The organism is Chryseobacterium luquanense, assembly GCF_026460945.1.
Lineage (GTDB): Bacteria > Bacteroidota > Bacteroidia > Flavobacteriales > Weeksellaceae > Chryseobacterium > Chryseobacterium luquanense.
The window spans coordinates 516284-540578 of sequence record NZ_JAOVZV010000001.1 but is presented as its reverse complement, the minus strand read 5'-3'; the positions used below and the strand labels follow the sequence as shown (position 1 = coordinate 540578).

24 protein-coding genes are annotated in these 24295 nt (G+C 35.1%); 7 read left to right on the top strand and 17 right to left on the bottom strand.

Translation table 11 applies throughout. The features are described 5' to 3' along the window. Positions 1–23 precede the first annotated feature (23 nt). Positions 24–617, bottom strand: a complete 594-nt coding sequence (locus OEA66_RS02530; RefSeq protein WP_267279875.1) for a hypothetical protein — start codon at positions 615–617, stop codon at positions 24–26. A 620-nt stretch (positions 618–1237) separates the two neighbouring features. On the opposite strand from OEA66_RS02530, the gene OEA66_RS02525 reads away from it, so the two are divergent. Next, positions 1238–1381 (top strand): hypothetical protein, encoded by a 144-nt coding sequence (locus tag OEA66_RS02525; RefSeq protein ID WP_267279874.1) that lies wholly within the window; start codon positions 1238–1240, stop codon positions 1379–1381. A gap of 246 nt (positions 1382–1627) precedes the next feature. Further along, positions 1628–2230, top strand: coding sequence for a hypothetical protein (locus tag OEA66_RS02520; RefSeq protein ID WP_267279873.1), 603 nt, complete (start codon positions 1628–1630; stop codon positions 2228–2230). Between the two features lie 152 nt (positions 2231–2382). Here the strand turns inward: OEA66_RS02520 and OEA66_RS02515 are convergent, their stop codons facing one another. Then, positions 2383–2958, bottom strand: coding sequence for a YciE/YciF ferroxidase family protein (locus OEA66_RS02515; protein WP_267279872.1), 576 nt, complete (start codon positions 2956–2958; stop codon positions 2383–2385). Between the two features lie 343 nt (positions 2959–3301). Between OEA66_RS02515 and OEA66_RS02510 the strand changes: the two genes are divergently transcribed. Then, positions 3302–4054, top strand: coding sequence for an SDR family oxidoreductase (locus OEA66_RS02510; protein WP_267279871.1), 753 nt, complete (start codon positions 3302–3304; stop codon positions 4052–4054). A gap of 76 nt (positions 4055–4130) precedes the next feature. Here OEA66_RS02510 and OEA66_RS02505 read toward each other — a convergent pair whose 3' ends face one another. Together OEA66_RS02505 and OEA66_RS02500 are read right to left on the bottom strand one after the other, a co-directional pair. Continuing rightward, a complete protein-coding gene (locus tag OEA66_RS02505) occupies positions 4131–4361 on the bottom strand; it encodes a hypothetical protein (protein ID WP_267279870.1) in 231 nt (76 codons plus the stop codon). 23 nt (positions 4362–4384) lie between these two features. Further along, positions 4385–4849 carry a PA2169 family four-helix-bundle protein gene (locus OEA66_RS02500; protein WP_267279869.1) on the bottom strand — a complete coding sequence of 155 codons (465 nt, stop codon included), beginning with the start codon at positions 4847–4849 and terminating at the stop codon, positions 4385–4387. Between the two features lie 395 nt (positions 4850–5244). Between OEA66_RS02500 and OEA66_RS02495 the strand changes: the two genes are divergently transcribed. Next, on the top strand, positions 5245–5808 hold the full coding sequence (locus OEA66_RS02495) for a Crp/Fnr family transcriptional regulator (protein WP_267279868.1): 564 nt from the start codon (positions 5245–5247) through the stop codon (positions 5806–5808). 142 nt (positions 5809–5950) lie between these two features. Here OEA66_RS02495 and OEA66_RS02490 read toward each other — a convergent pair whose 3' ends face one another. Both OEA66_RS02490 and OEA66_RS02485 read right to left on the bottom strand, forming a co-directional pair. Then, positions 5951–6358, bottom strand: coding sequence for a hypothetical protein (locus tag OEA66_RS02490; protein ID WP_267279867.1), 408 nt, complete (start codon positions 6356–6358; stop codon positions 5951–5953). 26 nt (positions 6359–6384) lie between these two features. Beyond that, positions 6385–7653 (bottom strand): NAD(P)/FAD-dependent oxidoreductase, encoded by a 1269-nt coding sequence (locus OEA66_RS02485; RefSeq protein WP_267279866.1) that lies wholly within the window; start codon positions 7651–7653, stop codon positions 6385–6387. Positions 7654–8046: 393 nt separating this feature from the next. Between OEA66_RS02485 and OEA66_RS02480 the strand changes: the two genes are divergently transcribed. Both OEA66_RS02480 and OEA66_RS02475 read left to right on the top strand, forming a co-directional pair. Beyond that, the gene (locus OEA66_RS02480; protein ID WP_267279865.1) at positions 8047–10188 is read left to right on the top strand and encodes a catalase; all 2142 of its coding nucleotides are present in this window, start codon (positions 8047–8049) and stop codon (positions 10186–10188) included. Positions 10189–10218: 30 nt separating this feature from the next. Further along, positions 10219–11385: a zinc-dependent alcohol dehydrogenase gene (locus OEA66_RS02475; RefSeq protein WP_267279864.1), complete on the top strand. Its 1167-nt coding sequence runs from the start codon at positions 10219–10221 to the stop codon at positions 11383–11385. Between the two features lie 86 nt (positions 11386–11471). On the opposite strand, the gene OEA66_RS02470 is transcribed toward OEA66_RS02475, so the two are convergent. Beyond that, the gene (locus OEA66_RS02470) at positions 11472–13562 is read right to left on the bottom strand and encodes a TonB-dependent receptor domain-containing protein (protein WP_267279863.1); all 2091 of its coding nucleotides are present in this window, start codon (positions 13560–13562) and stop codon (positions 11472–11474) included. 570 nt (positions 13563–14132) lie between these two features. Between OEA66_RS02470 and OEA66_RS02465 the strand changes: the two genes are divergently transcribed. After that, positions 14133–14324, top strand: coding sequence for a cold-shock protein (locus OEA66_RS02465; protein WP_267279862.1), 192 nt, complete (start codon positions 14133–14135; stop codon positions 14322–14324). 190 nt (positions 14325–14514) lie between these two features. Here the strand turns inward: OEA66_RS02465 and OEA66_RS02460 are convergent, their stop codons facing one another. The 10 genes from OEA66_RS02460 to OEA66_RS02415 all read right to left on the bottom strand — a co-directional run bounded on the left by OEA66_RS02460 (position 14515) and on the right by OEA66_RS02415 (position 24031). Then, the gene (locus OEA66_RS02460) at positions 14515–15336 is read right to left on the bottom strand and encodes an alpha/beta fold hydrolase (protein WP_267279861.1); all 822 of its coding nucleotides are present in this window, start codon (positions 15334–15336) and stop codon (positions 14515–14517) included. A 250-nt stretch (positions 15337–15586) separates the two neighbouring features. Beyond that, positions 15587–16102, bottom strand: a complete 516-nt coding sequence (locus OEA66_RS02455; protein WP_267279860.1) for a DsbA family protein — start codon at positions 16100–16102, stop codon at positions 15587–15589. A gap of 3 nt (positions 16103–16105) precedes the next feature. After that, entirely contained in the window at positions 16106–16567 is a 462-nt protein-coding gene (locus OEA66_RS02450; RefSeq protein WP_267279859.1) for a redoxin domain-containing protein, read from the bottom strand. A 4-nt stretch (positions 16568–16571) separates the two neighbouring features. Further along, positions 16572–17273, bottom strand: a complete 702-nt coding sequence (locus tag OEA66_RS02445) for a YoaK family protein (RefSeq protein ID WP_267279858.1) — start codon at positions 17271–17273, stop codon at positions 16572–16574. 25 nt (positions 17274–17298) lie between these two features. Further along, the gene (locus OEA66_RS02440) at positions 17299–18345 is read right to left on the bottom strand and encodes a cupin domain-containing protein (RefSeq protein WP_267279857.1); all 1047 of its coding nucleotides are present in this window, start codon (positions 18343–18345) and stop codon (positions 17299–17301) included. A 296-nt stretch (positions 18346–18641) separates the two neighbouring features. Then, positions 18642–19610 (bottom strand): NAD(P)H-quinone oxidoreductase, encoded by a 969-nt coding sequence (locus OEA66_RS02435; RefSeq protein WP_267279856.1) that lies wholly within the window; start codon positions 19608–19610, stop codon positions 18642–18644. A gap of 28 nt (positions 19611–19638) precedes the next feature. Beyond that, positions 19639–20082: a lipocalin-like domain-containing protein gene (locus tag OEA66_RS02430; protein WP_267279855.1), complete on the bottom strand. Its 444-nt coding sequence runs from the start codon at positions 20080–20082 to the stop codon at positions 19639–19641. A gap of 51 nt (positions 20083–20133) precedes the next feature. Next, positions 20134–20691, bottom strand: coding sequence for a hypothetical protein (locus OEA66_RS02425; protein ID WP_034974811.1), 558 nt, complete (start codon positions 20689–20691; stop codon positions 20134–20136). A 551-nt stretch (positions 20692–21242) separates the two neighbouring features. Then, complete coding sequence (locus OEA66_RS02420) at positions 21243–21794, bottom strand: putative antibiotic biosynthesis monooxygenase (protein WP_267279854.1); 552 nt, start codon at positions 21792–21794, stop codon at positions 21243–21245. Between the two features lie 23 nt (positions 21795–21817). Then, positions 21818–24031: a hybrid sensor histidine kinase/response regulator gene (locus OEA66_RS02415; RefSeq protein ID WP_267279853.1), complete on the bottom strand. Its 2214-nt coding sequence runs from the start codon at positions 24029–24031 to the stop codon at positions 21818–21820. Positions 24032–24295 lie beyond the last annotated feature (264 nt).

Below are 24295 nucleotides of genomic sequence, written 5' to 3'. Positions count from 1 at the left end.
GATATATCTTTAAAAATGGAAATTTATTTTCTTTTTTTCGTTGGTTTTACAGGAGTTTTTGTTGTTGGTACGGCATTGTTTTGTTGAACAGTATTCGCTTGAGTCTGTACTGTATTATTATTACTTATAGGATTTGCCGAAGTCTGTTTTGCAGCTACTTTATAAAGTCCTGCTTTTGGAGTTCCGATTCCGAAAATTTTATCAATTTGTTTTTTGTTTAAAAACTGAGATTTCCCAACGTATTTTTTATTTTTGTTGATGTACTGAATAATCTGAACAGTCGGTTGTCCGTAGTTTTTCTCGTATTGAAGCTCAATAATATCGTTTGGAAGTTCTAAAGAAATATTTCCGCTCGGAGCATCAATAAAACCATCTGTAATCATCTTATAAAGTTCGTGTACATCCCCGTTTATATCATTAAATGAAAATGATCTGAATGTATTAAGATTACTTGTATTAATGTCCTGATAATTAAAAGTAAACTTATTTTCTTTCTTGTATAAGCCCACAGAATTATCTTTTCCGATTTCTATTAATGTTTCGTTTTTTAGAACCTTAATCTGTGAAAATGCAGTGATTCCCAAAAAGCAGGTAAGGAGTAAAATTATCTTTCTCATGTGACTTTTAAATTTAATATTTTGGTTGGTATTGCTAATTTACAGAAAAATAACAAACACTATTCCCTTTTCTTTTGGCAAAAATAATATTTTTTTTTAATTTAAATTTTTGATTATTATGCAATTCTTAATATCTATGATTATAAAAGTTGTTTCATAAATGGTTTTATTTTATCAACTTAAGTACGTTTTCTTTATATGAATTATAAATTGCATTAAGTTATAAGGAAGATTTTCAATGAGTTAAAATAATTAATTATTCTGTTTTTTCTGCTTAAACTTTATCATTATATTATCTTTTCTAAAATTTGCTCGTGTTGTTAAGATTAGAGTTGTTTTGTTTTTTCAAACATAACTGCTTGATGAGTAGTGAGATCTTGTGTTGTTTGGAATGTTTGAATTTTAATAATTATTTAATATTAAATAATTTTAAGATGCTAAAATGACACATACATTTAGCAATAATAAAATTTTAAGCTACAGATTTAATTTCCATAATTTTACAGAAACTGATTCCCATTATGAAGAATCTGTTTCCATATCTAAAGATTGCGAATATCATCAAAGACATTAGGAAACTGTTCCTAATTTGGAATTGATTTCAAAATTGGAAACAGGCGGTGTTATCACGACTTCAAAAGGAAAGATTATGGTTTTGCATCCAGGTTTTAGCTGCAGTTTCTGGTATGAATGAAGACCATGTCTGTGCTTCTGTGCACACAACTTTGGTTTCTTATTGGGCAAAACAATTTGCAAAAAGTTAGTTCAAAGCATTTCAATATTCTCAAAGAACAAGCGAAATTTTTTGTCGATTAATTAATGATAGAGTGATGTTGGGTGGAAAAGCTGTGCTGTATACATCTTTTTAATAAAATATTAAAAGACATCATTGTAGTAGAATGATGTCTTTCTTTTATGTATTTAGTAATTTAAAGATGAAAATTTGCTTAAATTACAGTGTTTTATCAAGGTAAATCAGAAAAACCAACAAATCACTTAAATAAATTATTATGAAGCCAAAAAACATAATAGGAGTTCCTAAACATATAAAAGGAAGCTTTCATGATACCGAAAGCAAAAAAGAGATCGAAAATTCCAGTGATCTTGATTTGAAATTTACTACTCTGAAAAAACGCTTTTTATCAATTAACCAATGGCGGGATTACTGTAAGGAAAGTACGACTGATTTCCGGCTTTGCGATTCTACAGGAAAAAATGTAGAACGTTTACCTCAAATTGGAGATTACATCAGAATAGATATTCCCGGACCGGGCGGAAGTGAAGGAAGATCGTTTGATTGGGTTCAGATTATATCGATTGATCTTGCAAATCCTGATATGGTTATCATTCAATGTAGACCTTCAAAAAATCCTATAAAAGGAAACACAAGAAAAATTGCTCATTTTTATTCTAATAATGCAACCTCAACGTTTATTATTTCAAAAGTAAAAGATGGTATAAAAGCCGGAATCTATGGAAGAAATGAATATCCCAATTTAAAAGCGGGATTTTTTAATTCAATCAGAAATATAACGATTGCGGTTGGAGGAATGCTCGGTTTCTCAAAAATACAATGGAAATGTCTTGCTAAAGGACTCGTAGATTTTAAATAAATTTATCCTTGTTTACATAAGAATAAACCAATATTTTAGTGTAAATTAAAACTATAGTTTACAAAGGCTTTTAAAATAAGTATTATAATTTTTAAGCATAAGTAGAGCAAAAAAAAAGACCCGCTATCGGATCTTTCTAACTAACTTAATGATTAATCATTAATAGCTTTTGAATTGAGATTAGTATCTGCAATTTTCGTGAGCAGATTATTACAGTTTTTTTCTTCATCTAAAGTAGAAAGTAGATATTTCAGACAATCTTTTTCTTTTAAAACTTTTGCATAAGCCGCTAAAGTACCATAAGTCGCAATTTCATAATGCTCAACCTTCTGTGCTGCTGCAATAATTCCTGCATCACGTACTGCACCTGGCTTTGTTTCTTCTATAATGCTTTTGCCTTCTTCTAAAAGTCCTTCCATTGCATCACATTTTTTCGCCTGTGCCCGCTTTTTTAAAGCTTTAAAACATCCTTCTAATCTTCTTACATGTTCCTTAGTTTCTTCCAAATGATCTGCTATTGCAGTTTTCAATTTGGGTTCTGTTGCATTTTTATGCATTTTGGGTAATGCTTTTGCAAGTGCCTTTTCTGCCCAATAAATATCTTTTAATCCGTCTTCAAATAAATCGCTCAGATTTTTTGCGGCATCTTTTTTGGCAGGAGTTTTAGAAGTTGTTTTTGGTGCTTTTGCAGTTGTACTTTTTTTAACGGGTGCATTTTTTGTAGCCATTATATTTTGTTTAATTGGTTTATAACTATAAAAATTACAATTTTCAGACCATCAACGATAAAACTATCAAGATGTGGTATTTAATCTTTTTTTTAATGTTTAAAATGATTACAAGCATAATACAAAAAATTATAAATTTCTAAATTGGATAACATTTAAAACAAGGGAAATACTTCCTCGTTTATTTACTAAATATAATTTATGGAACGCGATTTACATTCTCGTACAGAACTTCAAAATACTCAGATTTACATTCTGAATTTATTTTGCAATGTTTCAAAACTCATTTGGAGAAAAGTCAATAATTATTAAGAAATTTATATCAAACCATACAAATAGAACTATGAATAAATTGAAACTTGGAGGCAAAACAGCCCTCATTACAGGAGCAGGTAGTGGAATTGGTAAAGCTGTAGCTCTGCTTTTTGCCGAAGAAGGGGCAAATATTGCCATTATTTACCACAGTGACGATGAGGAAGCTGAGAAAACTAAAAAAGAAATTCTTACGTTTGGAAGCGAATGTATTATTATGAAAGGTGATATCAACGATAATGATTTTTGCGAAAAATCCACAAAAAAGGTTGTTGAAAAATTCGGAGCAATTGATATTTTAGTTAATAATGCAGGAACGCAAACTCCACAAGATGATATTTTAAATTTAAAAGAAGAAGATATTCGTAACACCTTCAACTCGAATATTATCGGAATGATTTTGATTACTAAAGCTGTTTTTCCCCATTTAAAAGAAGGAAGCAGTATTATAAATACAACTTCTGCGGTTGCTTATCAAGGTCACGAAGAACTTTTGGATTATTCTGCTACAAAAGGGGCAATTGTTTCTTTCACAAGATCATTGGCATTGCAGTCAAAATCAAAAGGAATCCGGGTAAATGCAGTCGCACCAGGTCCTGTTGCAACACCGTTAACGAAAGAAACTTTCGATGAAGAAGAGGAAAATGAAAACAAACCACCTTTACAGAGAAATGCTTCTACTGAAGAAATTGCACCGAGCTATCTATTTCTTGCAACAGAAGCTTCTGCACAAATTACGGGACAGGTTTTACATCCAAATGGCGGAATTATTGTCAACGGTTAAAATCAAAATTTAATTTATAATTCCTACATAAAAAAACGGTAAGTTGATTCTTACCGTTTTTCTTATAATTAAGTTTCTAATTTTCTTCTTCCTTATTAAAACTCACCACTTCAAAAAGTCCGTCAGATGAATACTTTTTACAGCTTTCATCATCAAATTTTTCGGGATTCTCAAGGAAATCATCGATGAATTTTTTACTTTCATCAGTATTGGCGGGAGCAATAACGAGATGAAACATTTTTAGAACAGACTCATCTGCATTTTTCAATGATTCTTTTTTATGCTGTACAGCTTCTTGGTAGTTCATACAATTTGGTTTTAAGTAAATAGTTAATCTTCTTTGCTCTTGTAATGTTCAATATTACTAAACTGATGATAAGAAATTCTCAGGCTGTGAAGCTGATCGGCGATTACTGATGAGCTTTCAGAACATAAATCTCCGCTTTTTAAAGCTTCTTCATAAGCATCAATGGCATGTTTTTCTCCAAAAACTACATTTTGTAAAGTTTCCTGATCATTGTTTGTCACTGGGAGAGAATTTTTAATATCAATCCAAGCTCTGTGGAGACTTCCTGCAACAGAACCGCTGTCTGAAGGATTTCCACCTCGTTCTGTAATCAGATTGATGATTTCATTTTTCATAATTTTTGACTGTGAAATCATCTTGTCATATTCTCCTTTTAAATCAGAATAACTTTCCCAGACTTTTCCTTCCACACTTTCGAAACCTCGAATTCTGTCATTGGTAATCTGTAATAAATCATTCAATACCGATATTGTTTTTGAATTTTCCATAATACTTTTTTAGTAAAGATTAAACAACAAATATGCCCTCATAAAACATTGTGGTATGTAGAATAGATTTTAAATAAAAAAATTGCCTGCAAAACAGGCAATTTAAAATCATAATAATATGTGATATGTAGTGGTGTTTTACAATTTATCCAATTACTATGCCGCACATAAAAGATGTGGTATCTATTGTTGAAAATAAATTTCTTACCTAATTTTTTTAAAACTAAATATTACGTTTATGTTACTAATCATAAACTTTTGTAATGAATAAGTCTACTTTTACGCTGAACAAATCGCAATAGTGGAAATGTAGTTTTACTTTAATAAGATTTAGTTTATCAACTTATTACAATTTCAAATTTTTATGGTAATTGACGAAGATATTCTTCTTAAAAATGGAGCGGAAATTAACGAACAAAGCGGGAGAAATTATTTTTTATGAAGGCTCGATGCCAAAATATTATTTTCAAATTCGATCAGGACTCGTTAAGCTCAATACATACAGAGACGATGGATCAGAATTTATTCACAGTTTACCTTCTGCAGGACATTGTTTTTCAGAAACATTTCTTCATCATGAAGTTCCGTATTGTATCAATGCCGAATGTCTGAACGATTCTTTAATTATCAAGCAGGGAAAATCTGATTTTATGACAATGCTTGATCAAAATAAAGATTTAATGCAAAATCTTCTTCATCATAATGCTGAAAGAATGTTTTATCGTCATAAAATGCTTACTGCAATGTCTATCAATGCTCCATCTCATCGAGTTTATAAGGTGCTTGAATTTCTGAAAACTCATCACAAAATTACAGAACCATTCAAATTTGTTGTGCCTTTTTCAAGACAGCAGATTGCAAATCTTACAGGATTGAGAGTAGAAACAGTAATCAGAACGGTGAAAAAATTAGAGCAGGAAAATTTAGTTAGAATCTGTGATGGAAGAATCTGTCTTTAAAATAAAAATGCTTCTATGATTCAACGCATATAAAATAAAGTTATTGAATACTTACATTTACAATGATGTAAAGACATATCATCCATATAGTTAGGCTTTATGTCAAAAAAATGATTTCCCTCTGATTTGCAGAGGGAAATTTTTATTTGATTTTATCGTAAATAAACTTGGTGACTAAAGCTCCGAAGAGGTAGTAACCGACTGTCATTACTTTCTTTTTATTGTTTTCGGCAACCGGTTTGTCATTCAAACCCATTTTTTGTGGCAAAACAATAGCTCCGATTCCGGCTGCAAGTCCGCTTGTGAAATCGTGATTTGTGGCGGTTGTTCCGTAGTAAATAGCATTGCTTACAACATCTCCGGCTAATGTTGCGGCATACAATTTATCAGGATCTGAGATTTCAAGAGCCGTAGAATCTGTCATTTTTTTTAAAGCTTCTTCACCCACTTCATTAATGTGGGGAACGTTGTCAAAATTTTTTCTTACAATTTCGTGGAGTAGATTAAGTGCAATTGCACCCCCTAAACCCGCTAACATTTTTTTAAGCATAATATTTATTTTTAAAGATTTGATATTTATTTTTCCTGACTGTTTTTTGTTGGCTGTAAAATCATTCGTATTGATGGATTATTAGTGATAAACAATCTGAACCATTCTAAAGCCAGTCTGATTCTGTTTCTGAAACCTGTTAATGGAATAATATGGATAAACAACCACGTTAACCAAGCAAAGAATCCTGTGTAAGAAAATTTGGGTAAATCAACTACTGCTTTGTATTTTGCAATAATTGCCATACTTCCTTTATCCTTATAAACAAATGGTTGCATCGTATTTCCATTTTGATTTCGTTGAATATTTTTAGCGGCTAATTTTGCCTGTTGAATAGCAACTTGCGCCAATTGAGGATGGCCTTTTGGAAAATTTTTATCAGTTAATTGCAGACAAATATCTCCTAATGCCCAAATATTTTCAAAACCTAAAACCCTGTTAAATTCGTCCACTAAAAGTCTTCTTCCTTTTCCGATAGAGGTTTCGGGAATTCCGATAACTTCCCGTCCGATTACTCCGGAAGTCCAGATCAGTGTTTCGGTCTTAATTTTTTTTCCGTCTGATAACATCACATTTCCGTCGATATAATCTTTTACTGAAACATTCAGCAAAATATTAACTCCCAATTTTTTTAAATTTTCATAAGCTGTTTTTTTAGCAGCGTCACTCATAGGAGCAAGTAAAGATGGAAGCGCATCTACGAGATAAAGATGAGAAAGATTCATTTTAATTTCAGGATATTCCTTTTCAGCAACATAAACTCCCATCTCTGCAATCATTCCTGCCAATTCAACTCCAGTTGGTCCGCCTCCTGCAATCACAATATTTTGTAATATTTTTGCTTTTTCAACATCTTCATTTCTAGAAGCTTTCTCTAAATTCAATAGCAAATGATTTTTTAGATATAAAGCTTCGTGAATAGTCTTCATTGGAAGGGCACATTTTTGTACATTTTCCATTCCGAAAAAATTGGTTTCAGTTCCCAGAGCAATAATGGCATGGTCATACTCTAAATTGCCTGTATCAGTTTCAATAATCTGACGATTGGCATCAATTTTCAAAAAACTGCCCATGTGAAAATGTACATTAGGATAATCAGAAAATAATTTTCGAAATGGAAAACTAATATGAGACGGCTCTATAAATGCAGTTGCAACCTGATAAATCAGAGGCGGAAAAAAATGGTAATTATTTCGGTCAACCAAAGTAATGTGAAAGTCTTCTGATTTTCCTAAAGTTTTGATAAAATTAATACCAGCGAAACCTCCTCCTACAATTACAATATGTTTTTTCATTACAGGATATTTTGATTTGGTGTATCATACTCCCTTCAAGAATAAGACCACAGTAATCAGTTTTTTAAACTTATGCCTTTGTGTGGTACATTTTGTAATGAATGATTTTAAGACGTATGATTCTGGTCATAACGGAAGTGAAATTTAAACGTCTATATTTGGTTAAACCAATCATTATAAATTTAAAATTATGAAAACTTATACTCTAATGACTATTGTCGCAGGTATACTTCTATGAGCAGATAAATTCTTCTAGAACACAATTTTTATTATACTTCTGCGCCTCATTTTATTCATTTAAAAAGCTTATTTCTTGTTAATGGGGCGCATTTTTTTTAGATTTTGGATAAAATATTCAATTTCCGGATCACTAATTTAAATCAAGCAATTAATATGGATAAGAACAGACCACAAAATGAAAAATTAGATCAGTTAAATTACTATAAAACTGATAATTCAGATGAAAAACTCACCACAAACCAAGGACTTAAAATTAATAACAATCAGGATTCTCTAAAAGATGGAGAACGTGGAGCCTCGCTTCTGGAAGATTTTATTTTAAGGGAAAAAATTACGCATTTTGATCACGAAAGAATTCCGGAAAGAATTGTTCATGCTCGTGGATCAGGAGCTCATGGGGTTTTTAAACTTCACAAAAGTATGGAAAAATATACCCGTGCTAAATTTTTGTCTGAAGCAGGTAAAGAAACGCCTGTTTTTGTAAGATTTTCTACGGTTGCGGGAAGCAGAGGGAGTACAGACTTGGCAAGAGATGTAAGAGGCTTTGCGATTAAATTTTACACGGAAGAAGGGAACTATGATCTTGTAGCGAATAATATGCCTGTTTTTTTTATTCAGGATGCGATGAAATTTCCGGATTTAGTTCATGCAGTAAAACCAGAACCGGATAACGAAATTCCTCAGGCTGCTTCTGCACACGATACTTTTTGGGATTTTATTTCATTAATGCCAGAAAGTATGCACATGATAATGTGGTTGATGAGCGATCGCGCAATTCCTAGAAGTTATCGTATGATGGAAGGTTTTGGAGTTCATTCATTCAGATTTATCAACAGTGAAGGCTCTGCTTTCTTTGTGAAATTTCATTTAAAACCAAAATTGGGAGTTCATTCTGTAGCTTGGCCGGAAGCACAGAAAATTTCAGGAGCTGATCCTGATTTCCACAGAAGAGATCTTTGGGAAGCTATTGAAAACGGTGCTTTCCCGGAATGGGATTTTGGAGTACAGATTGTTCCCGAAGAAAACGAGCACGATTTCGATTTTGACCTTTTAGACCCAACCAAAATTATTCCTGAAGAATTAGTTCCTGTAGAAACTTTCGGAACTTTAACTTTAAACAGAAATCCTGACAACTTTTTCGCTGAAACAGAGCAGATTGCGTTTCATCCGGGGCATATCGTTCCGGGAATAGATTTTACGAATGATCCATTGTTACAGGGAAGATTATTTTCTTATACCGATACCCAATTATCAAGATTAGGTTCGCCAAATTTCCATGAAATTCCGATTAACAGATCAGTTCCTACGGTTCATAACAATCAGCGTGACGGTCATATGAGACAGCAAATTGCGAAAGGAAAAGTAAGCTATGAGCCAAATTCTATTGGTGGCGGTTGTCCGTTTCAGGCGATGATGAAAGATGGCGGATTTGCTTCTTATGGAGAAAAAATAAGCGGAAATAAGATCAGAGCAAGAAGCAAATCTTTTGTAGATCATTATTCTCAGGCAAAATTGTTTTATAACAGCCAATCGAATCCTGAAAAAATTCACCTTCAAAAAGCTTTAATATTTGAATTAACAAAAGTTACCATTCATGCAATCAGAGAAAGAGTAGTGGGTCAGCTTAATTTCGTTAATCAAGAATTGGCTCAAATTGTTGCCCAAAAATTGGGTGTTGAAGTAAAAACGCTTGCACAACCAAACGGAAGTATTCCTGCAGATGCAGATCCTGCAACGTTACAAAGTGAGGAGCGTGAACCAAAAATTAAGGTTTCAGATGCTTTAAGCATGAAAAACACAGCTAAAAATTCGATAGAATCAAGAATAATTGCTGTACTTGTTGCAGATGGATGCGACGGGAAAAGAGTAAGTGAGTTCCTTAATAAAATTGAAAAAGAGGGCGGAGTCATTCAGTTTGTTGCTCTGGAAATTGCTCCAGTAAAAGCAGATGACGGATCGTTGATTGTTCCGTTACATTCTATTTCGAGCACAATGAGTGTATGTTTTGATGCAGTTTATGTAGCACCGGGAGAAAATTCGTCGAAAGAATGGCTTCAGCCTGACTATAAAAACAGCGTACTGGAGTTTGTAAATGAAGCATTCAGACATTGTAAAGCGATCTTCTTTGATGAAAATACAAAACCAATATTTGAGCAGACTGATATTTTTAAATTAAATCATAAAGATTATGCTGTAATTCTTGAGGAAAACAGCAATAGAGACGAAAACTTTATAAGTGCTGTAGCTTCACACCGTGCTTGGGAATTTGAAAAACAGAGAAACGGAATAAAATAAAATTAGACACAATCACAAAATATAATTATTATGAAAGCAGCAGTTTTTCATGCACCAGGTAAAATTACCTGTGATACCGTCGATGATCCTATTATTCAGGATGAAAATGACATCATTTTAAAAGTAACTTCTACCGCAATCTGCGGAAGTGATCTTCATATGTATTCAGGCGGGATTCCGCAACCCAGACCAATGGTTATGGGGCATGAATTTATGGGTGAAATTGTGGAAACAGGAAGAAATATAACCCATTTACATCAGGGCGACAGAGTGGTTGTGCCATTTCCTATCGCTTGTGGATGCTGTTATTTCTGCGAAAATGATCTTCCAGGTGGATGTGAAAATTCAAATCCTGAAAATTACGGTCCTGAAGGTGGAATTTTAACGGAAAAAGGAGGCGGAATGTTTGGTTACACCGATTTGTACGGAGGTTACAATGGCGGACAGGCCCAATATGTAAGAGTACCTTATGCAAATTTTGGACCCCGAAAAGTTCCTGATATTTTAACAGATGAACAGGCGTTATTTTTAACAGATATTTTCCCAACCGGCTACACCGGTGTAATGTGGGGCGAATTGAAAGGCGGAGAATCTGTGGCAATATTTGGAGCAGGACCAGTTGGTTCAATGTCTGTAAAGAGTGCAATCCTTCACAACGCCGGTAAAGTTATCATTGTTGATACTTTACAATATCGTTTAGATCAGATTAAAAAACTTACAGGTTGCGAAACAATTCTTTGGGAAGATGCAGAAAGTACGGTTGAAAAAATCAGAGAAATGACGAAGGGAAGAGGAGCAGATCTTTGTATCGATGCGGTAGGTTTTGAGCCTGAACGTAATTTTTTAGACCGGGCAAAAGCAGTTATTAATTTTGAAAAAGGTTCTATGAAAGTTCTTGAAGCCTGTATGAGTGCCGTAAGGAGAGGTGGAACTGTTTCTGTTTTAGGAGTTTATGCTGTAAACTATGATAATTTCAGACTCGGACAAATTTTTGACAAAGGAATTATTTTAAAAGCCGGACAAGCTCCTGTTCATGCCATCATCGATAAATTGATGAAACATGTTGAAAGCGGGGAAGTAAGACTGGATGATATTATTACGCACCGATTATCATTAAATGACGTAGCGAAAGGTTATGAAATTTTTGATAAAAAAGAAGACGGCTGCGTGAAAGTTGTTCTTGATCCTTGGATGTAACCAGTTGTTTTAGAACAAATAATAAAAAATAAGTCATGTATAAAATTATGCATGACTTATTTTATGTTTAAATTTTAGAAAAACTCTTAGAATGTCGCTGCAGGAGCAGTATCGTTATTCAGTTTTCGGTTGACTTCATTCTTTTTACCTTTAGCAAAATCGTAACCTATACCTAGAATAAACATATTTCTGTTGTTGTAAATATTGGTTGTACCGGTATAATTTACCAAACTTTCATCAAGCGTTTTTGTCTTGTATCTTGATGGCATTCCCATCCAATACATTCCTGTGGTGAACGTCCAATCTTTCATTTTGTAATTCGCAAAAATGTGGTTTTGGTTTTCGTTGGTGCTTAAAAATGCTCCACTTAAAGTGTAAACAGGGATATTAAACATATAAGAAAGACTCAGATTTTTATATTCTGAAGAAATGGTAAAATTGTTTCCGAAATAATTATTTTTAAGCAAATCTCCATTACTTGTTTTCACACGTTGCATTGTTGGGTAAATATTGGCTTTTATTACCAATAATCTGCTTCCGAAAGGTTTTACAGAACCTGTCAACTGAATTCCTGTACGTGAACTGAACTGCGCATTTTCGTAAGTTAACGCATATTGAGTATTGTTATTATACAAAACATACATACTGTTGATTGCATTGTCTACATAATTGTAAAAAAGATTGGCATTAAAATCAAAAAACTTATTGTTGTAAGCATAATTCAGATTATTATTCCAGGCTTTTTGTATTTTCAATAAAGGATTTCCTGTTGAGACAATATTAGGAACAATCTGATTAATATTCGGACTTAATGTAGCACTTCCGGGACTGTAAGGTGTATAACTGCTCGTTAAACGTAAGCTTTGATTTTTCTTCAGTTCATATCCTAAAATCAGTTTTGGGGTGATCGTCCAATCATCTTCTGTGGTTAATGCTGTTTTGTTGTGAATATTCGTTAAACCTAAACCTAAACGGTACATTAGTTTCTTGCTTTTCCCTGCAAATTCTGAATATAAATATTGGGTTAAATAATTGACAGAATAATCGAAATTTCCGGCTAAATTCTGGAGTGAATTGTTTACGTTATTGTTATCAATTCTATATCCTGAACTTAATTTTCCAGCCTTAAAATCATGAGTGTAAGCAACTTCACCTACAATGCTGTTTTGCTTAGCTTTTAAATTCATATCATTATCAAAAACGATATTTCCAGATCCGATTACCCATTCTTTATCAATTTGAAAACTTTCACTTGTATAAGACGAACCAACTACGTTAAAGCTTATTTCATCTTTTTTACCTAATTTCTTAGAGAAATATAAATCAAGTTTTGGCGGATTGTAATTTTCACCGCTGTATTGTGAAGTTCCGTGTAGTTCTGAAGAATTGTCTTTAGTGAAAATACTTTGTCCGTTTCCTTTGGAGAAATAATTAAAAATATTCATCGAAAATTTTGCCTGAAAAACATAATTATCCATCAAAGAATTGGTGTATCTCAAAGCAATATCCTGATACGTATATCCGAAATGATCTCTTTTGGTTTCGTTTGTGTTATAATGTGAATTTTGTAAGATGTAATCGTACACTCTGTTGGTTATGCGGTTATCATAGTCTCTGAAATTCATTCCATATTCAAGTCCGAAATTATTTCTTCTGTTCGTATAATTTGCGTAGGCTTGTCCGTTGATGAAACCTGTCGTCAAAGCTGTACTTGCCGAAATTCCCGCTGCAAAACCAACTTCAGGATTTCTCGTAATAATATTCACCACCGTATCTGCTCTTGTTGCCCATCGGGTAGGAGGATTGTCATAATATTCAACTCTTACAACGTTTTCCGGTCGAATACCTCTTGCTTGCAATTCTGTAGACTCAATTCCATTAATTAAAAGTAAAAATTTACCGCCTTTTATACTGGAAATACTGCTTGAGATAGGATCGAACTGAAGTTCTGGCAATGTTTGCAACAAATCATTTGCATATCTGGCTTTCTTTAAAGCTTCCTCATCGAAACTGTAAACCGCTTTATCAACAAATTGTTTTTTGCGTTGAGATTTGATTAGAACTTCCTGAATTTCTTTTGTATTGTGAACCGAATCTTTTACTGCTGTAGTAGTATTTTCCTGTGCAAAAGCTAAGCTGCCTATTACGAATAAGGCTAAACTTATTTGTTTTTTCATTGTAATTTCCTCCAAGTATTATTCGACGCCAAATTTAGAACAAGTTAACATTTTATCAAAAGAAATTTCACGTTATTTGGAATAATTTGTATGATTTAAACTTAAAAAATAACATAAACAAAAAATATGATCCAATTATCAGCTATAGATTATTATTGAATAAAATTTGGAAAGGCTATTAAAACCTACTTACAAACAGTCTTTTTAGATAAAATTTACCCAAACAATTGAAGGTGGAATTATTAAATTAATAAAATTTATATATAAAATTTAATAAAATAATTGCAGAATCCAAATATTTGATATATATTTGTAAAATAATAAGACGCTTGTCTGAGCATGATTAAAATTTAGATTATTTTATTTATTAATTATTGCTGAAAAGATTTGCTGAATTTTGTCATTAATATTTTAGGTGCTCTACCTTTTAAGAAGTTTGATTTTCACTCTTAAATTCTATTACATCCAATTTTTTCTTTCAAAAATTTATTATCGTTTTGATTTTGATCAAAGCTATGGATTTTTTAATCCTAACAAACAGAATACAATAATTTTTTTAATACATATACAATGCAACAAGGAACAGTAAAATTCTTTAACGAAACAAAAGGATTTGGTTTTATTACTCCATCTACAGGTGGTCAAGACATTTTCGTACACACTTCAGGTTTAGTAGACAATATTCGTGAAAATGATGTCGTAACATTCGATTTACAAAATGGGAACAAAGGTGTTAATGCAGTTAACGTTAAAATAGCGTAACTTCATTTAGTTAACACTTATGATATAGAAGAGCAGGTAATTTATTTATCTGCTCTTTTTTTATATTATTTCTGAGAGTTGCGTAGTATTATTTAAAAATTCCAATACAATAAGCATTTAAAAAAATGACCCCATTTAATCTGAAATGGGGTCATTTGGTTTTTTATGAACTTATTAAAACAGTCATATATTACGCCTCAATAAACTCCAAAAGGTCTTTATTAATCGTAGGGGCTTCCGTAGTCGGCATTCCGTGAGGGAAACCAGGATAGGTTTTTAAAGTTCCGTTTTTCAATAATTTAATTGATTTCAAAGCGGCATTTTGATAAGGCACAATCTGGTCATCTTCACCGTGAAGCACCAAAACCGGAATATCAACAGCTTTCAAATCTTCTCTGAAATCAGTCTCAGAAAACGCTTTGATTCCATCATAATGAGCCACGATTCCACCCATCATTCCTTGTCTCCACCAGTTTCTCTGTACGCCTTCTTTTACATCTGCACCTTCTCTGTTGTAGCCGTAGAAAGGGAAAGTCAAATCAATATAAAATTGCTGTCTGTTGTTCAAAGTCTGGTCTCTGATACCATCAAAAACCGACATCGGCACACCATCAGGATTTTCATCACTTGCTACCATAATTGGCGGAACAGCACTGATTAAAACTGCCTTTTTCGCTCTTCCATTCGCATATTTATTTACGTATCGGATAACTTCGCCACCACCAGTAGAGTGACCGATGTGAACTACATCTTTCAGGTCAAGGAATTCTACCAACTCCGCTGCGTCAGAAGCATATTGCTCGATCGTGTGGTTGTAAATATCCTGGCTGGAACGGCCGTGACCTCTTCTGTCGTGCGTCACCACTCTGTAACCTCTTTGCAGGAAGAAAATAACCTGTGCATCCCAATCATCTGATGATAAAGGCCATCCGTGGTGAAACATCAAAACTGGTCCTTCGCCTTGGTCTTTGTAAAAAATCTCTGTTCCGTCTTTTAATTTTAGTGTGCTCATAATTTAATTTTTTAAATGTTGTGATTAATTTATTTTAATATTTTGTTGTCTTAATTCTTTAGCAAATGTAGGATGCTTCAATTCGTTTCCCGTTAATCTAGTTTAATATCGTACATTTTTGATAATTTTTATTTTGGGCAGCTATTTCCGCCTTCCGTTCCCAATCTTTTTTGCTCGACGATTTCAGTTCAGTAGAACTCGAAGCCACGCAAAAAAGGATTTCCACTCAAGTCGGGCTGCAGATTCGTCTTCAGTTCACGTTTTCCCTTACCAATTCCAGAAGGTCTTCCGCGCCACCATCGAATTTCTTCCCATTCACAAAGAAAGAAGGAGTTCCGTTCACGCCGCTTACGATTCCGCTTTCAAAATCTGAATCAACTTTATCTGCCAATTCCGTACTTTCCAAATCTTTTTCAAATTGAGGAATGTTCAGTTTTAATTGTTCCGCCAATTTCATTAATAAGTTCTCATTCAAATCTCTTTGATTTTCATAAATCGCATCGTGCATCTCCCAGAATTTCCCTTGAAGATTGGCTGCTTCTGCTGCGATGGCCGCCGGTTTTGCATATTGGTGCATTTCAGACAATGGAAAGTTTCTGAAAACAAATTTAATTTGACTTCCAAATTCTTTCATCAATTCCTTCAGAACCGGATAAGCGGCGCCACAGTATGGACATTGATAATCGCCGTATTCTACAATAACGAGGTCGGCTTCTAAGTTGCCTTGTGCGTGGTCAGTATTGCTGACGTTTGGTTTTAGTGACATAATTTATTTTGTGTTAAGGTTTTCTAAAGCGTCTAAAATTCCGTCTGCACCAGGATTGATAGCCGTTGGTGACAAATAACTCCATTCGATGATGCCATCTTTGTTGATGACGAAAAGTGCACGTTTACATTCACCTTCTTCATCATCATAAACGCCGTAATGTTTTGCGATTTCGCCTTTAGCTTCGAAATCTGCGAGTAAAGGGAAGTGTAAATTTCTTGATTGTGCAAATGCCAAGTGACACCATTTGCTGTCCACGGAAATTCCGAAAATCTCCGCATCGTATTTCTTAAAAAACTTCAAAGTTTCATTGTACAAAGCCATCTGGTCGCTGCAAACCGGACTCCAGTCGGCAGGATAAAAAGCGAGGATGACATTCTTTCCTTTGAATTCTGAGAGTGTAATTTTCTGGTCTGGCGTTGCATACAAAGTAAAATCTGGGGCAACATCGTTTTTCTGTAACATAATATTAGTTTTTAGCGTTAATTCTTGAAATCAGTATTCCGCAAATCATTAGTAATAAAGCAGGAACCATCAAAGCCCATTTTCCAAAATAATCGAGTAGGAAAGGGGCGATAGACGCACCGGATAAAAATCCTATCCACAAAAGCAAAAGATGAACTGCGTTGGATTTATACGCTTCTTTTTCCATTTTATCATCGGTCATTGTTAGCATTGCGGTGTTTCTTGCTAGACTGTTCAAAGTTCCTGTCACGAAATCCGTATTTACCTTTTGGTTTCCTACTGAAGTCACAATCGTGTTCATCATTCCCATTGAAAATCCGACGCTTGCAATGGATAACAAATTATTGATATCATAAAAATAAGCAATAATTGAATAGAAAATGAGAATTCCGGAAACAAGATGAAAAGTTAATATTTGGTTCTTAATCCGCTTCCATAATGAAAGGCAGGTTCCAACGTAAATTCCTAATAAAAAACAACTTATGACTGTAACAGAGGTGATAATGATTCCAGATTTCCCCGTTGAAATGGCCGCTCCCAGTGAAGTGGTATTTCCACTCATAAAAGAAACGTAGGTTTTCCACTGAATCAATCCTGTTGAATCGATGTAGCCTGCAATCAAAGCTAAAAATATCGCCAATCTCTCTTGCATCTTAATCGAATCAGATGAAACGGAAGGGGTTGTTTTAATGACAGCATTATCCATTATTTAGAGAGATTTAGTTCTAATCTTATTTCTTAGGCTGAATAAAAACTTTCTCAGTCGGGAATTTTTCAATTTCGCCATCTTTCAAACCAAAATTAGTAATGACAACATCTTTTGGATTTCCGGCCAGCCATTCGCTCAAATCAATTGACTCATAATAACCACTGTTGAAACCAATCAGAATTCTACAAACCGTGTCGCCTGTATTTTTGATATAATGTCCGGCTCCCATTGGAACATAACCCACATCTCCAGCGTTGAACTGCTCTGTAACACAAGTAGATTCTGCAAGAAAAACCGACATTTCGGCCTGTCCTGAAATAAAATATTGCCATTCGTCCGCATTCGGATGCCAGTGCATTTCTCTCAACGCGCCTGGCTGTAATTCCAAAATAGAACCCGACATTGTACTGCTGATAGGGAATTCTTTGCTCGTTACCAATCTTTGCAAACCACCGCCCGGAACAATTCTCGGCTGTTGAGAATGCAATGGATAACGGTGGAAGCTCGTCAATTCGATATCATATTCATTCGGGCGAGCTTTTGCTACGAAAGACATCTCGTCAGGAACAATTCCCGCTGCGAAATACGCTTCTTTCTGAGGCAATGCGGCCACTTCTTCTAAAGTTAAATTTAAATTCTGAGCAACGATTTCAGGTGGAATTGATGAAACAAAATCAGTCACGCTGAACGTATGGTCTTCGGAAAAATTACCATTATCAAAAATCAAAATGAAATGACATTCCTCTATTCCTGTTGCCTGAATCGAGTGACCGTAACCTTTTGGAAAATACCAAACATCACCAGGTTCAAAATTATCAGTATAACTGTGTCCATCAGGATGGATAATCGTGGTACGAACCGTTCCTGAAATGACGTAAGCCCATTCCGCAGCATTGGCGTGCCAGTGCAATTCTCTCATACTTCCCGGTTGCAGTCTCATAGAAACACCCGCAATGCCGATAGACGCTGGAAAATCTTTTACAGAGGCACCTCTTGTAGTTCCACCGTCGTTGGTTCTTGGTTCTTTTTTCTCTAATTCGTATTTGAAACTTAATGATGCAATATTCATAATGATAAGTTTTTGTGATGAATGATAGTTTGTCTTTATTTCTACTGTAAAGCTACCTCGGAATTAAAGGATTTTGAAGTGCTTTTCGGTGAATGGGCAAAATGAATCGGTGGGAATTTTAAAATAATAGTTGGTGTCTTTAGAGTAAAGAAAATAGATAAGAGATAATAGACTTTCAATTCGAATTTTATTAATTGAAAAATTCGTAATGACTTGGGTTTTATTAATGAAAAATCCTTCACAATTTGTATTGAGAAGGATTAAAATTCGATTTAGATTATTATTAAACTATCACTTTATCTCACAAGAATAATCTTTCCTGTGTGAGAACCGTCTTCCAGCAATCGGTGAGCTTCTGCAGCTTCCGAGAAAGGAAATGTTTTATAAATGACAGGTTTGAATTTTTTAGATTCAATCAAAGGCCAGACATTTTTCTGAATCTCTTTGGCCAGTTGTCTTTTGAACTCGTATTCCCGGCTTCTCAAAGTACTTCCTGTAACGGTCAGACGCTTGGTCATCACTTTCCAAATATCAAGGTCTACACGACTGCCGCTTACCGCATTGATATGAACCAATCTGCCTTCAGGTTTCAGAATGTTGATGTTTTTTGCCAGATAATCACCGCCAATCATATCCAGAATGACGTCAACGCCTTCATCTTGAAGTTCGGCTTCAAAATTCTGAGTCTTATAATTAATGTAAGAATCGGCGCCGAGTTCAAGACAATTCTGGCCTTTTTCATCAGAACCGACTGTGACAATAACTTTTGAACCCAACGCGTGCGCAATCTGAATTCCTGTGATTCCAATCCCGCTGTTTCCGCCGTGGAGCAAAAGGGTTTCTCCGGGTTGAAGATTTCCTCTCTGAAAAACATTAGACCAAACTGTAAAGACTGTTTCCGGTAAGCTTGCCGCCTCAGCAAAACTTAAATCTGCAGGAACTGGTAAACATTGACCTTCTCTCACAGCGACATATTCTGCGTAACCGCCACCTGCCAACAATGCACAGACTTTGTCACCAACGGTAAAATCTACGACATCAGGTCCGCATTTTACAATGGTTCCGGCAACTTCCAATCCTGGAATTTCGGCGGAAGTTCCTTTGGGTGCAGGATAATTTCCTTCACGCTGAAAAACATCGGAACGGTTGAGCCCCGCTGCTTTCACTTCGATTAAGACTTCGTCTCCGGATATTTCGGGAGTAGGGTATTCCTGTAATTCCAATACGTCAGGACCTCCAGGTTTTGTAATAATGATTGCTTTCATTTTTTTTTAATTTTAATATCAGATTCTCTCAAACTCTTTTCCAGGTCAGTTGATGAGTCACCAATCGTGAATTGCTGGTGAATGGTTTCTCACTTTCTAGATGCAGAAAACCATCTTTAAAGATAATGATTCTATTCTGCGTTTGCCCCGTCCAGTTGGGAAAAAGGGAGATATACATCGTATGGCTCACCAACTGTTTTTCATCATCCGTTTTGAAAGGTCCCGAATACGCAAGATAGGTTGAGCCTTCCTGTGTATATTCTTTCGGTGTATCATTTGTCCAATGTTCCTGATGAAAGTTTTTCCGGTTCGTATCCATAATTTGTGCCGACATATAGCCGTCAGGATTATACATAATCAGACCTTTCGGATTTTTGCCCATCGGATGGGTAATTTTTCCGCCGTCGACAGGAACTTCGATGAGTTCTACCAAAGTCCAGGTTCCTATAAGTTTTTCAAAAAGTTTTTCCATAACTTTAAAATGAAATGAGCGTACCGAAATACGCCCATTATGTTTTTTGAATTAGAAAGGTTGATTGTATTTTCCGGTCAACGCTTTGTTTTCGATGCTTTTTGCAAAGTTGGGCGTTTCTTCGTGGTTGTGGGCATCAGAAGCGGCTTGTCTGGAAGCGGCTGCATCAGCAAGATTCACGTTGTGTTCTTTCAGATATTCGAACATTTCAGGAGTTGCAGTGGCGTGGATTTCGTTGGTGTACAAGGTTGTGTTATCATCGATTTTTGTAGCTTTCAGTTCCCATAAAACCTGAACTTTGGTACGGCCACCTTTGGTAATGGAATCTGAGATGGATAACATTCTGCAGTAATCCGGACGGTGTTCAACGGCAACATAATGCTGAACCATCAAAGCATCTCCGATGGTTTCGACGTTTAAAGAAACCGGTTCGCCATCATACGTAGTCGAAATGGCGGCTCCGATGTGTTGCGTAGAGCATCTCTGATATTCTGCATCAGGAAGATTTAATAACCAATCTGCAATATTTACTTTTTCGATTGGGGCATTGATAATCGCTGTAACGGTAGAGTGAGACAATGCGTTTTCTGGTGTTTGAATAATTTCCATAATGTTTTAATTTTAAGTGTTTAAATTATTTATTTGATAGTGTAAAGCTACTATCCACTGATTTCAAAATCAATTGAGATTCGATGAACAGGCAGAAAGTGTCGTTTGAAATTTGAAATAGAAAGTTGTTTCGTTACAAAACCCTCGATTTGCGACCGATATAAGAGTTGTTTTGTTTCCCGCAGACCGTGGGAGACTTCCGCCAAAGTTGTTTGGTTACAAAACCTTTGATTTGTGACCAAAGTAAAAGTCATTTGGTTACAAAACGGTCGTTTTGAGACTTCCGCCAAAGTTGTGCAGGTTGCAAAACGGTAGTCGTGAGCAATGGTAAAAGTTGTTTTGCCCTAAACAAGCTGTTTTGGAGAAAAAAAATGGGTTTTAATTTAAACTAGTTGTTTTGAGAAAATACAAGTTGAGTTTTAGTCTGTACAAGTTGTCTAGAGAGAATAAAAGTTGAGTTTTAGTCTAAATAGGTTGTTTGAAAAGGCATTAAAATAAAAAAATCCATCCCTGTTTTGTTTGAGACGGATTTTATACAAAATAGAATATTCTTATTTATAAAGCCACTTCCTAATCAACTTCGTGTAATTCGGCATCACTACATAAATCACTAGGAAAACCAGACAGCCTGTACTCATCAGCGTGTCAAAATACCGATTGGCAGGGATATTCATTAATCGTAAGGAAGGCAACAACAGCAATTGCATCAGCAATGATAAAGGATAAATGGCAGACCAGGTTGCCAGATATTGTTTCCATCGAACCGGAACTTTGTTGTCTGTTTTTTCGCCATAAAAGAGAAAATCAAGACCGGATTTGATTTCGTAATTGTCTTCTTTTGTGAATAATGGATGCGCTTTGTCAATCAGTTTTCTTCTGTTATCAGATTCCATCCAGTTTCTGAGATTTTCGATCGTATCAAAGCGAATGATGACGGTGTAAACAAACGTCAGATTCGGAATCGGGCGAACGATTTGCCAGTCGATAAAACCTTTGGCGCTTTTGGAAACGGGCAGAATTTCATCGAGCCATTTTTCGTATTCGGTTTGTTTGCCGTCGAGAACGTGATGGGTAATGACTACGGATGCGCCTTGGGTTTCCATTATGAAATTGGTTTTTAATTTATTTAATTATCGATGGTTTTCATAAATAATTTAGTTTCGAAGAAAGATTTCAGTAAAATATCTTTTACTTCTTCCAAAGCTTTTCCTGATGACGGATTTTCTTCTGTTGTTAATTCTAAAATATCTAATTTTTCCTCTAATAAAGTTAGCAAACCCATTATCGCAACACTCGATTTTAAATCGTGGGCTCTCAATTTCAGCAATTTAAAATCTTTATTTTCATAAGCCAGTTTCAATTCCTGCAAATGAGTCGGGACATTATCTAAAAACTGTTGCGTCACCGTTCTTTCAAAATCTTTGTCGCCATTGCTGATAGACTTCAAATAACTAAGGTCGATAAACTCATAATGAGAAGCAATTTCTTCGGTTTTTACTTCGATTTTTTCATTTTCCTTCAGACCGAAATTGGAGATTAATTTGAATAATTCTTCCTCTTTTATCGGTTTAGAAATGTATTCGTTCATTCCACGGCTCATACATCTTTCGCGTTCGCCAGCCAAAGCGTGTGCGGTCATTGCGATGATGGGCGTGCTTAGTTTCAGTTCTTCACGGATGGTCTGCGTGGCAACGTAACCGTCCATTTGTGGCATCTGAATATCCATTAAAACCAAATCGCAATCATTATTTCTGAGAAATTCTACAGCTTCCAGACCGTTGTTTGCAGTTTCAAAATCGATGTTCCATTGGGAAAGGAGATGTTTCATCAGACTTTGATTGATAGCGTTGTCATCCACGATTAACACTTTCAAAGGCGCATTTGTTTTATCTTTAAAATAATCGGTATCAATTTTAGGAATCACATGCAGCTGTTCTTTTGCAATTGTATAAGGAATGTAAAAATGAAAAGTTGTGCCTTTTCCCTGTTCGCTGATGACTTCGATATCGCCGTTTTGCAACTGAATCAGGCTTTTCACAATCGATAAACCAAGTCCGGTTCCGCCATAATTTCGGGTCGTTGAATCTTCGCCCTGATTGAATCTTTCAAAAACTTCAATGAGTTTTTCTTTATCAATTCCGATTCCGGTGTCAGAAACTTTAAAGCCGACAATGACTTCGTTTTCGGTCTGTTGTTTATTGTAAATTTCGACAGTAATATTTCCCTGATGCGTAAATTTAATGGCATTTCCGATGAGGTTGACCAAAATTTGCGTGAGTCTCGTGGCGTCGCCATTCAAAGTATCAGGAATAGAAGTATCGATTTTGCTGGAAATCGTCAAGCCTTTTTCTTTCGCCCGTTCTACGAAAAATGTTTCGACTGAATTCACCAATCCATTGATGCTGAAGATGCCTTTGGTAATGCGCATCATTCCGGCTTCGATTTTTGATAAATCTAAAATATCATTGATAATCGCCATCAGATTTTCTCCAGACCTTTGAATTGAGGAAACAAATTCTTTCGAAGTTTCATCCAAAGGTCTTTTCTGTAAAAGGTTGGTAAAGCCTAAAATTCCACTCAATGGCGTTCTGATTTCGTGGCTCATATTGGCGAGGAAATTTTCTTTGGTTTGCGCAGCTACTGAAGCTTTTTTCTCCGCAACATCCAATTCCTGAATCAGCAATCGCTGACGTTTGAACTGACGAAGAATGTGATAACCGACAATGGAACCGCTCAAAATCAAGAGAATCAATAGGGAAATATCATACAACCTCGCTTTTTGTCCCATCGCTTCAGTCTCTTTGCTGAGGTCAACCATATGAAGTTTTCGGCTTTCGTAGATTTTTGCAGTGATAGAAGTGATTTCATTTGAGATTTTTCTGGCTCTTGGATTGGCAATGGAAGTGTTGTCGTCCATATTTCCAAGGGTATGATAACGGTGCAGTAATTTGTCTTTTGTCGTCTTCTTTTCCATTGCAAGAACGCTCAATCTGTGAATCAATCTTTCTTCAACATCGTCTGAATTGTCTTTGGAAAGTGAATCGAGGAAGTTTTCTATCTGACTGATTTTTTGGTCAATTCCTTCCAGATGTGTGGTGTCATTGGTTGCAATTGAAGCTCTGATTCTGCTTTCCACGCCGAGAATATCACGGTCGATTTCACGCAGATGATTGCTGGAACGTAACTCGTTCAGAAGTCGGTTGTTATTTTGGATGAGTTCTTTGGTATTTTTAGCCGAATTGATTTGAACCGCTATCAACAGGAGAGAACCCGCAATAAATGTGAGGATGATGAAATAACTGAACCGTCTGTTTCCCATTACTGAGGATATTTTTTTCATAAATGTTTTTCTTTGTTTTTAACGCAAAGTCCGCAAAGATTTTTTTACTCTTATTGAAAATATTTTAGTTCGCAAGGGCGTTTCCACTCAGCAAAGATTAAAATATTAAGTTTGTCATTCCGTAGGAATCTCAACAAAGTATTTAAAAGAATAATTAAGATTCCTACGGAATGACAAAACTGTGTTTTTATGTTGATGTTTCTTTTACACTGAATCTGCAGCCCGACTTGAGCGGAAATCCTTTTTTGCTTGTTCTCAAGTTCT

Coding starts and splice junctions, on each gene's coding strand:
- OEA66_RS02530 (WP_267279875.1), bottom strand. CDS start 617: ATGAGAAAGATAATTTTACTCCTTACCTGCTTTTTGGGAATCACTGCA.
- OEA66_RS02520 (WP_267279873.1), top strand. CDS start 1,628: ATGAAGCCAAAAAACATAATAGGAGTTCCTAAACATATAAAAGGAAGC.
- OEA66_RS02515 (WP_267279872.1), bottom strand. CDS start 2,958: ATGGCTACAAAAAATGCACCCGTTAAAAAAAGTACAACTGCAAAAGCA.
- OEA66_RS02510 (WP_267279871.1), top strand. CDS start 3,302: ATGAATAAATTGAAACTTGGAGGCAAAACAGCCCTCATTACAGGAGCA.
- OEA66_RS02505 (WP_267279870.1), bottom strand. CDS start 4,361: ATGAACTACCAAGAAGCTGTACAGCATAAAAAAGAATCATTGAAAAAT.
- OEA66_RS02500 (WP_267279869.1), bottom strand. CDS start 4,849: ATGGAAAATTCAAAAACAATATCGGTATTGAATGATTTATTACAGATT.
- OEA66_RS02495 (WP_267279868.1), top strand. CDS start 5,245: ATGGAGCGGAAATTAACGAACAAAGCGGGAGAAATTATTTTTTATGAA.
- OEA66_RS02490 (WP_267279867.1), bottom strand. CDS start 6,358: ATGCTTAAAAAAATGTTAGCGGGTTTAGGGGGTGCAATTGCACTTAAT.
- OEA66_RS02485 (WP_267279866.1), bottom strand. CDS start 7,653: ATGAAAAAACATATTGTAATTGTAGGAGGAGGTTTCGCTGGTATTAAT.
- OEA66_RS02480 (WP_267279865.1), top strand. CDS start 8,047: ATGGATAAGAACAGACCACAAAATGAAAAATTAGATCAGTTAAATTAC.
- OEA66_RS02475 (WP_267279864.1), top strand. CDS start 10,219: ATGAAAGCAGCAGTTTTTCATGCACCAGGTAAAATTACCTGTGATACC.
- OEA66_RS02470 (WP_267279863.1), bottom strand. CDS start 13,562: ATGAAAAAACAAATAAGTTTAGCCTTATTCGTAATAGGCAGCTTAGCT.
- OEA66_RS02465 (WP_267279862.1), top strand. CDS start 14,133: ATGCAACAAGGAACAGTAAAATTCTTTAACGAAACAAAAGGATTTGGT.
- OEA66_RS02460 (WP_267279861.1), bottom strand. CDS start 15,336: ATGAGCACACTAAAATTAAAAGACGGAACAGAGATTTTTTACAAAGAC.
- OEA66_RS02455 (WP_267279860.1), bottom strand. CDS start 16,102: ATGTCACTAAAACCAAACGTCAGCAATACTGACCACGCACAAGGCAAC.
- OEA66_RS02450 (WP_267279859.1), bottom strand. CDS start 16,567: ATGTTACAGAAAAACGATGTTGCCCCAGATTTTACTTTGTATGCAACG.
- OEA66_RS02445 (WP_267279858.1), bottom strand. CDS start 17,273: ATGGATAATGCTGTCATTAAAACAACCCCTTCCGTTTCATCTGATTCG.
- OEA66_RS02440 (WP_267279857.1), bottom strand. CDS start 18,345: ATGAATATTGCATCATTAAGTTTCAAATACGAATTAGAGAAAAAAGAA.
- OEA66_RS02435 (WP_267279856.1), bottom strand. CDS start 19,610: ATGAAAGCAATCATTATTACAAAACCTGGAGGTCCTGACGTATTGGAA.
- OEA66_RS02430 (WP_267279855.1), bottom strand. CDS start 20,082: ATGGAAAAACTTTTTGAAAAACTTATAGGAACCTGGACTTTGGTAGAA.
- OEA66_RS02425 (WP_034974811.1), bottom strand. CDS start 20,691: ATGGAAATTATTCAAACACCAGAAAACGCATTGTCTCACTCTACCGTT.
- OEA66_RS02420 (WP_267279854.1), bottom strand. CDS start 21,794: ATGGAAACCCAAGGCGCATCCGTAGTCATTACCCATCACGTTCTCGAC.
- OEA66_RS02415 (WP_267279853.1), bottom strand. CDS start 24,031: ATGAAAAAAATATCCTCAGTAATGGGAAACAGACGGTTCAGTTATTTC.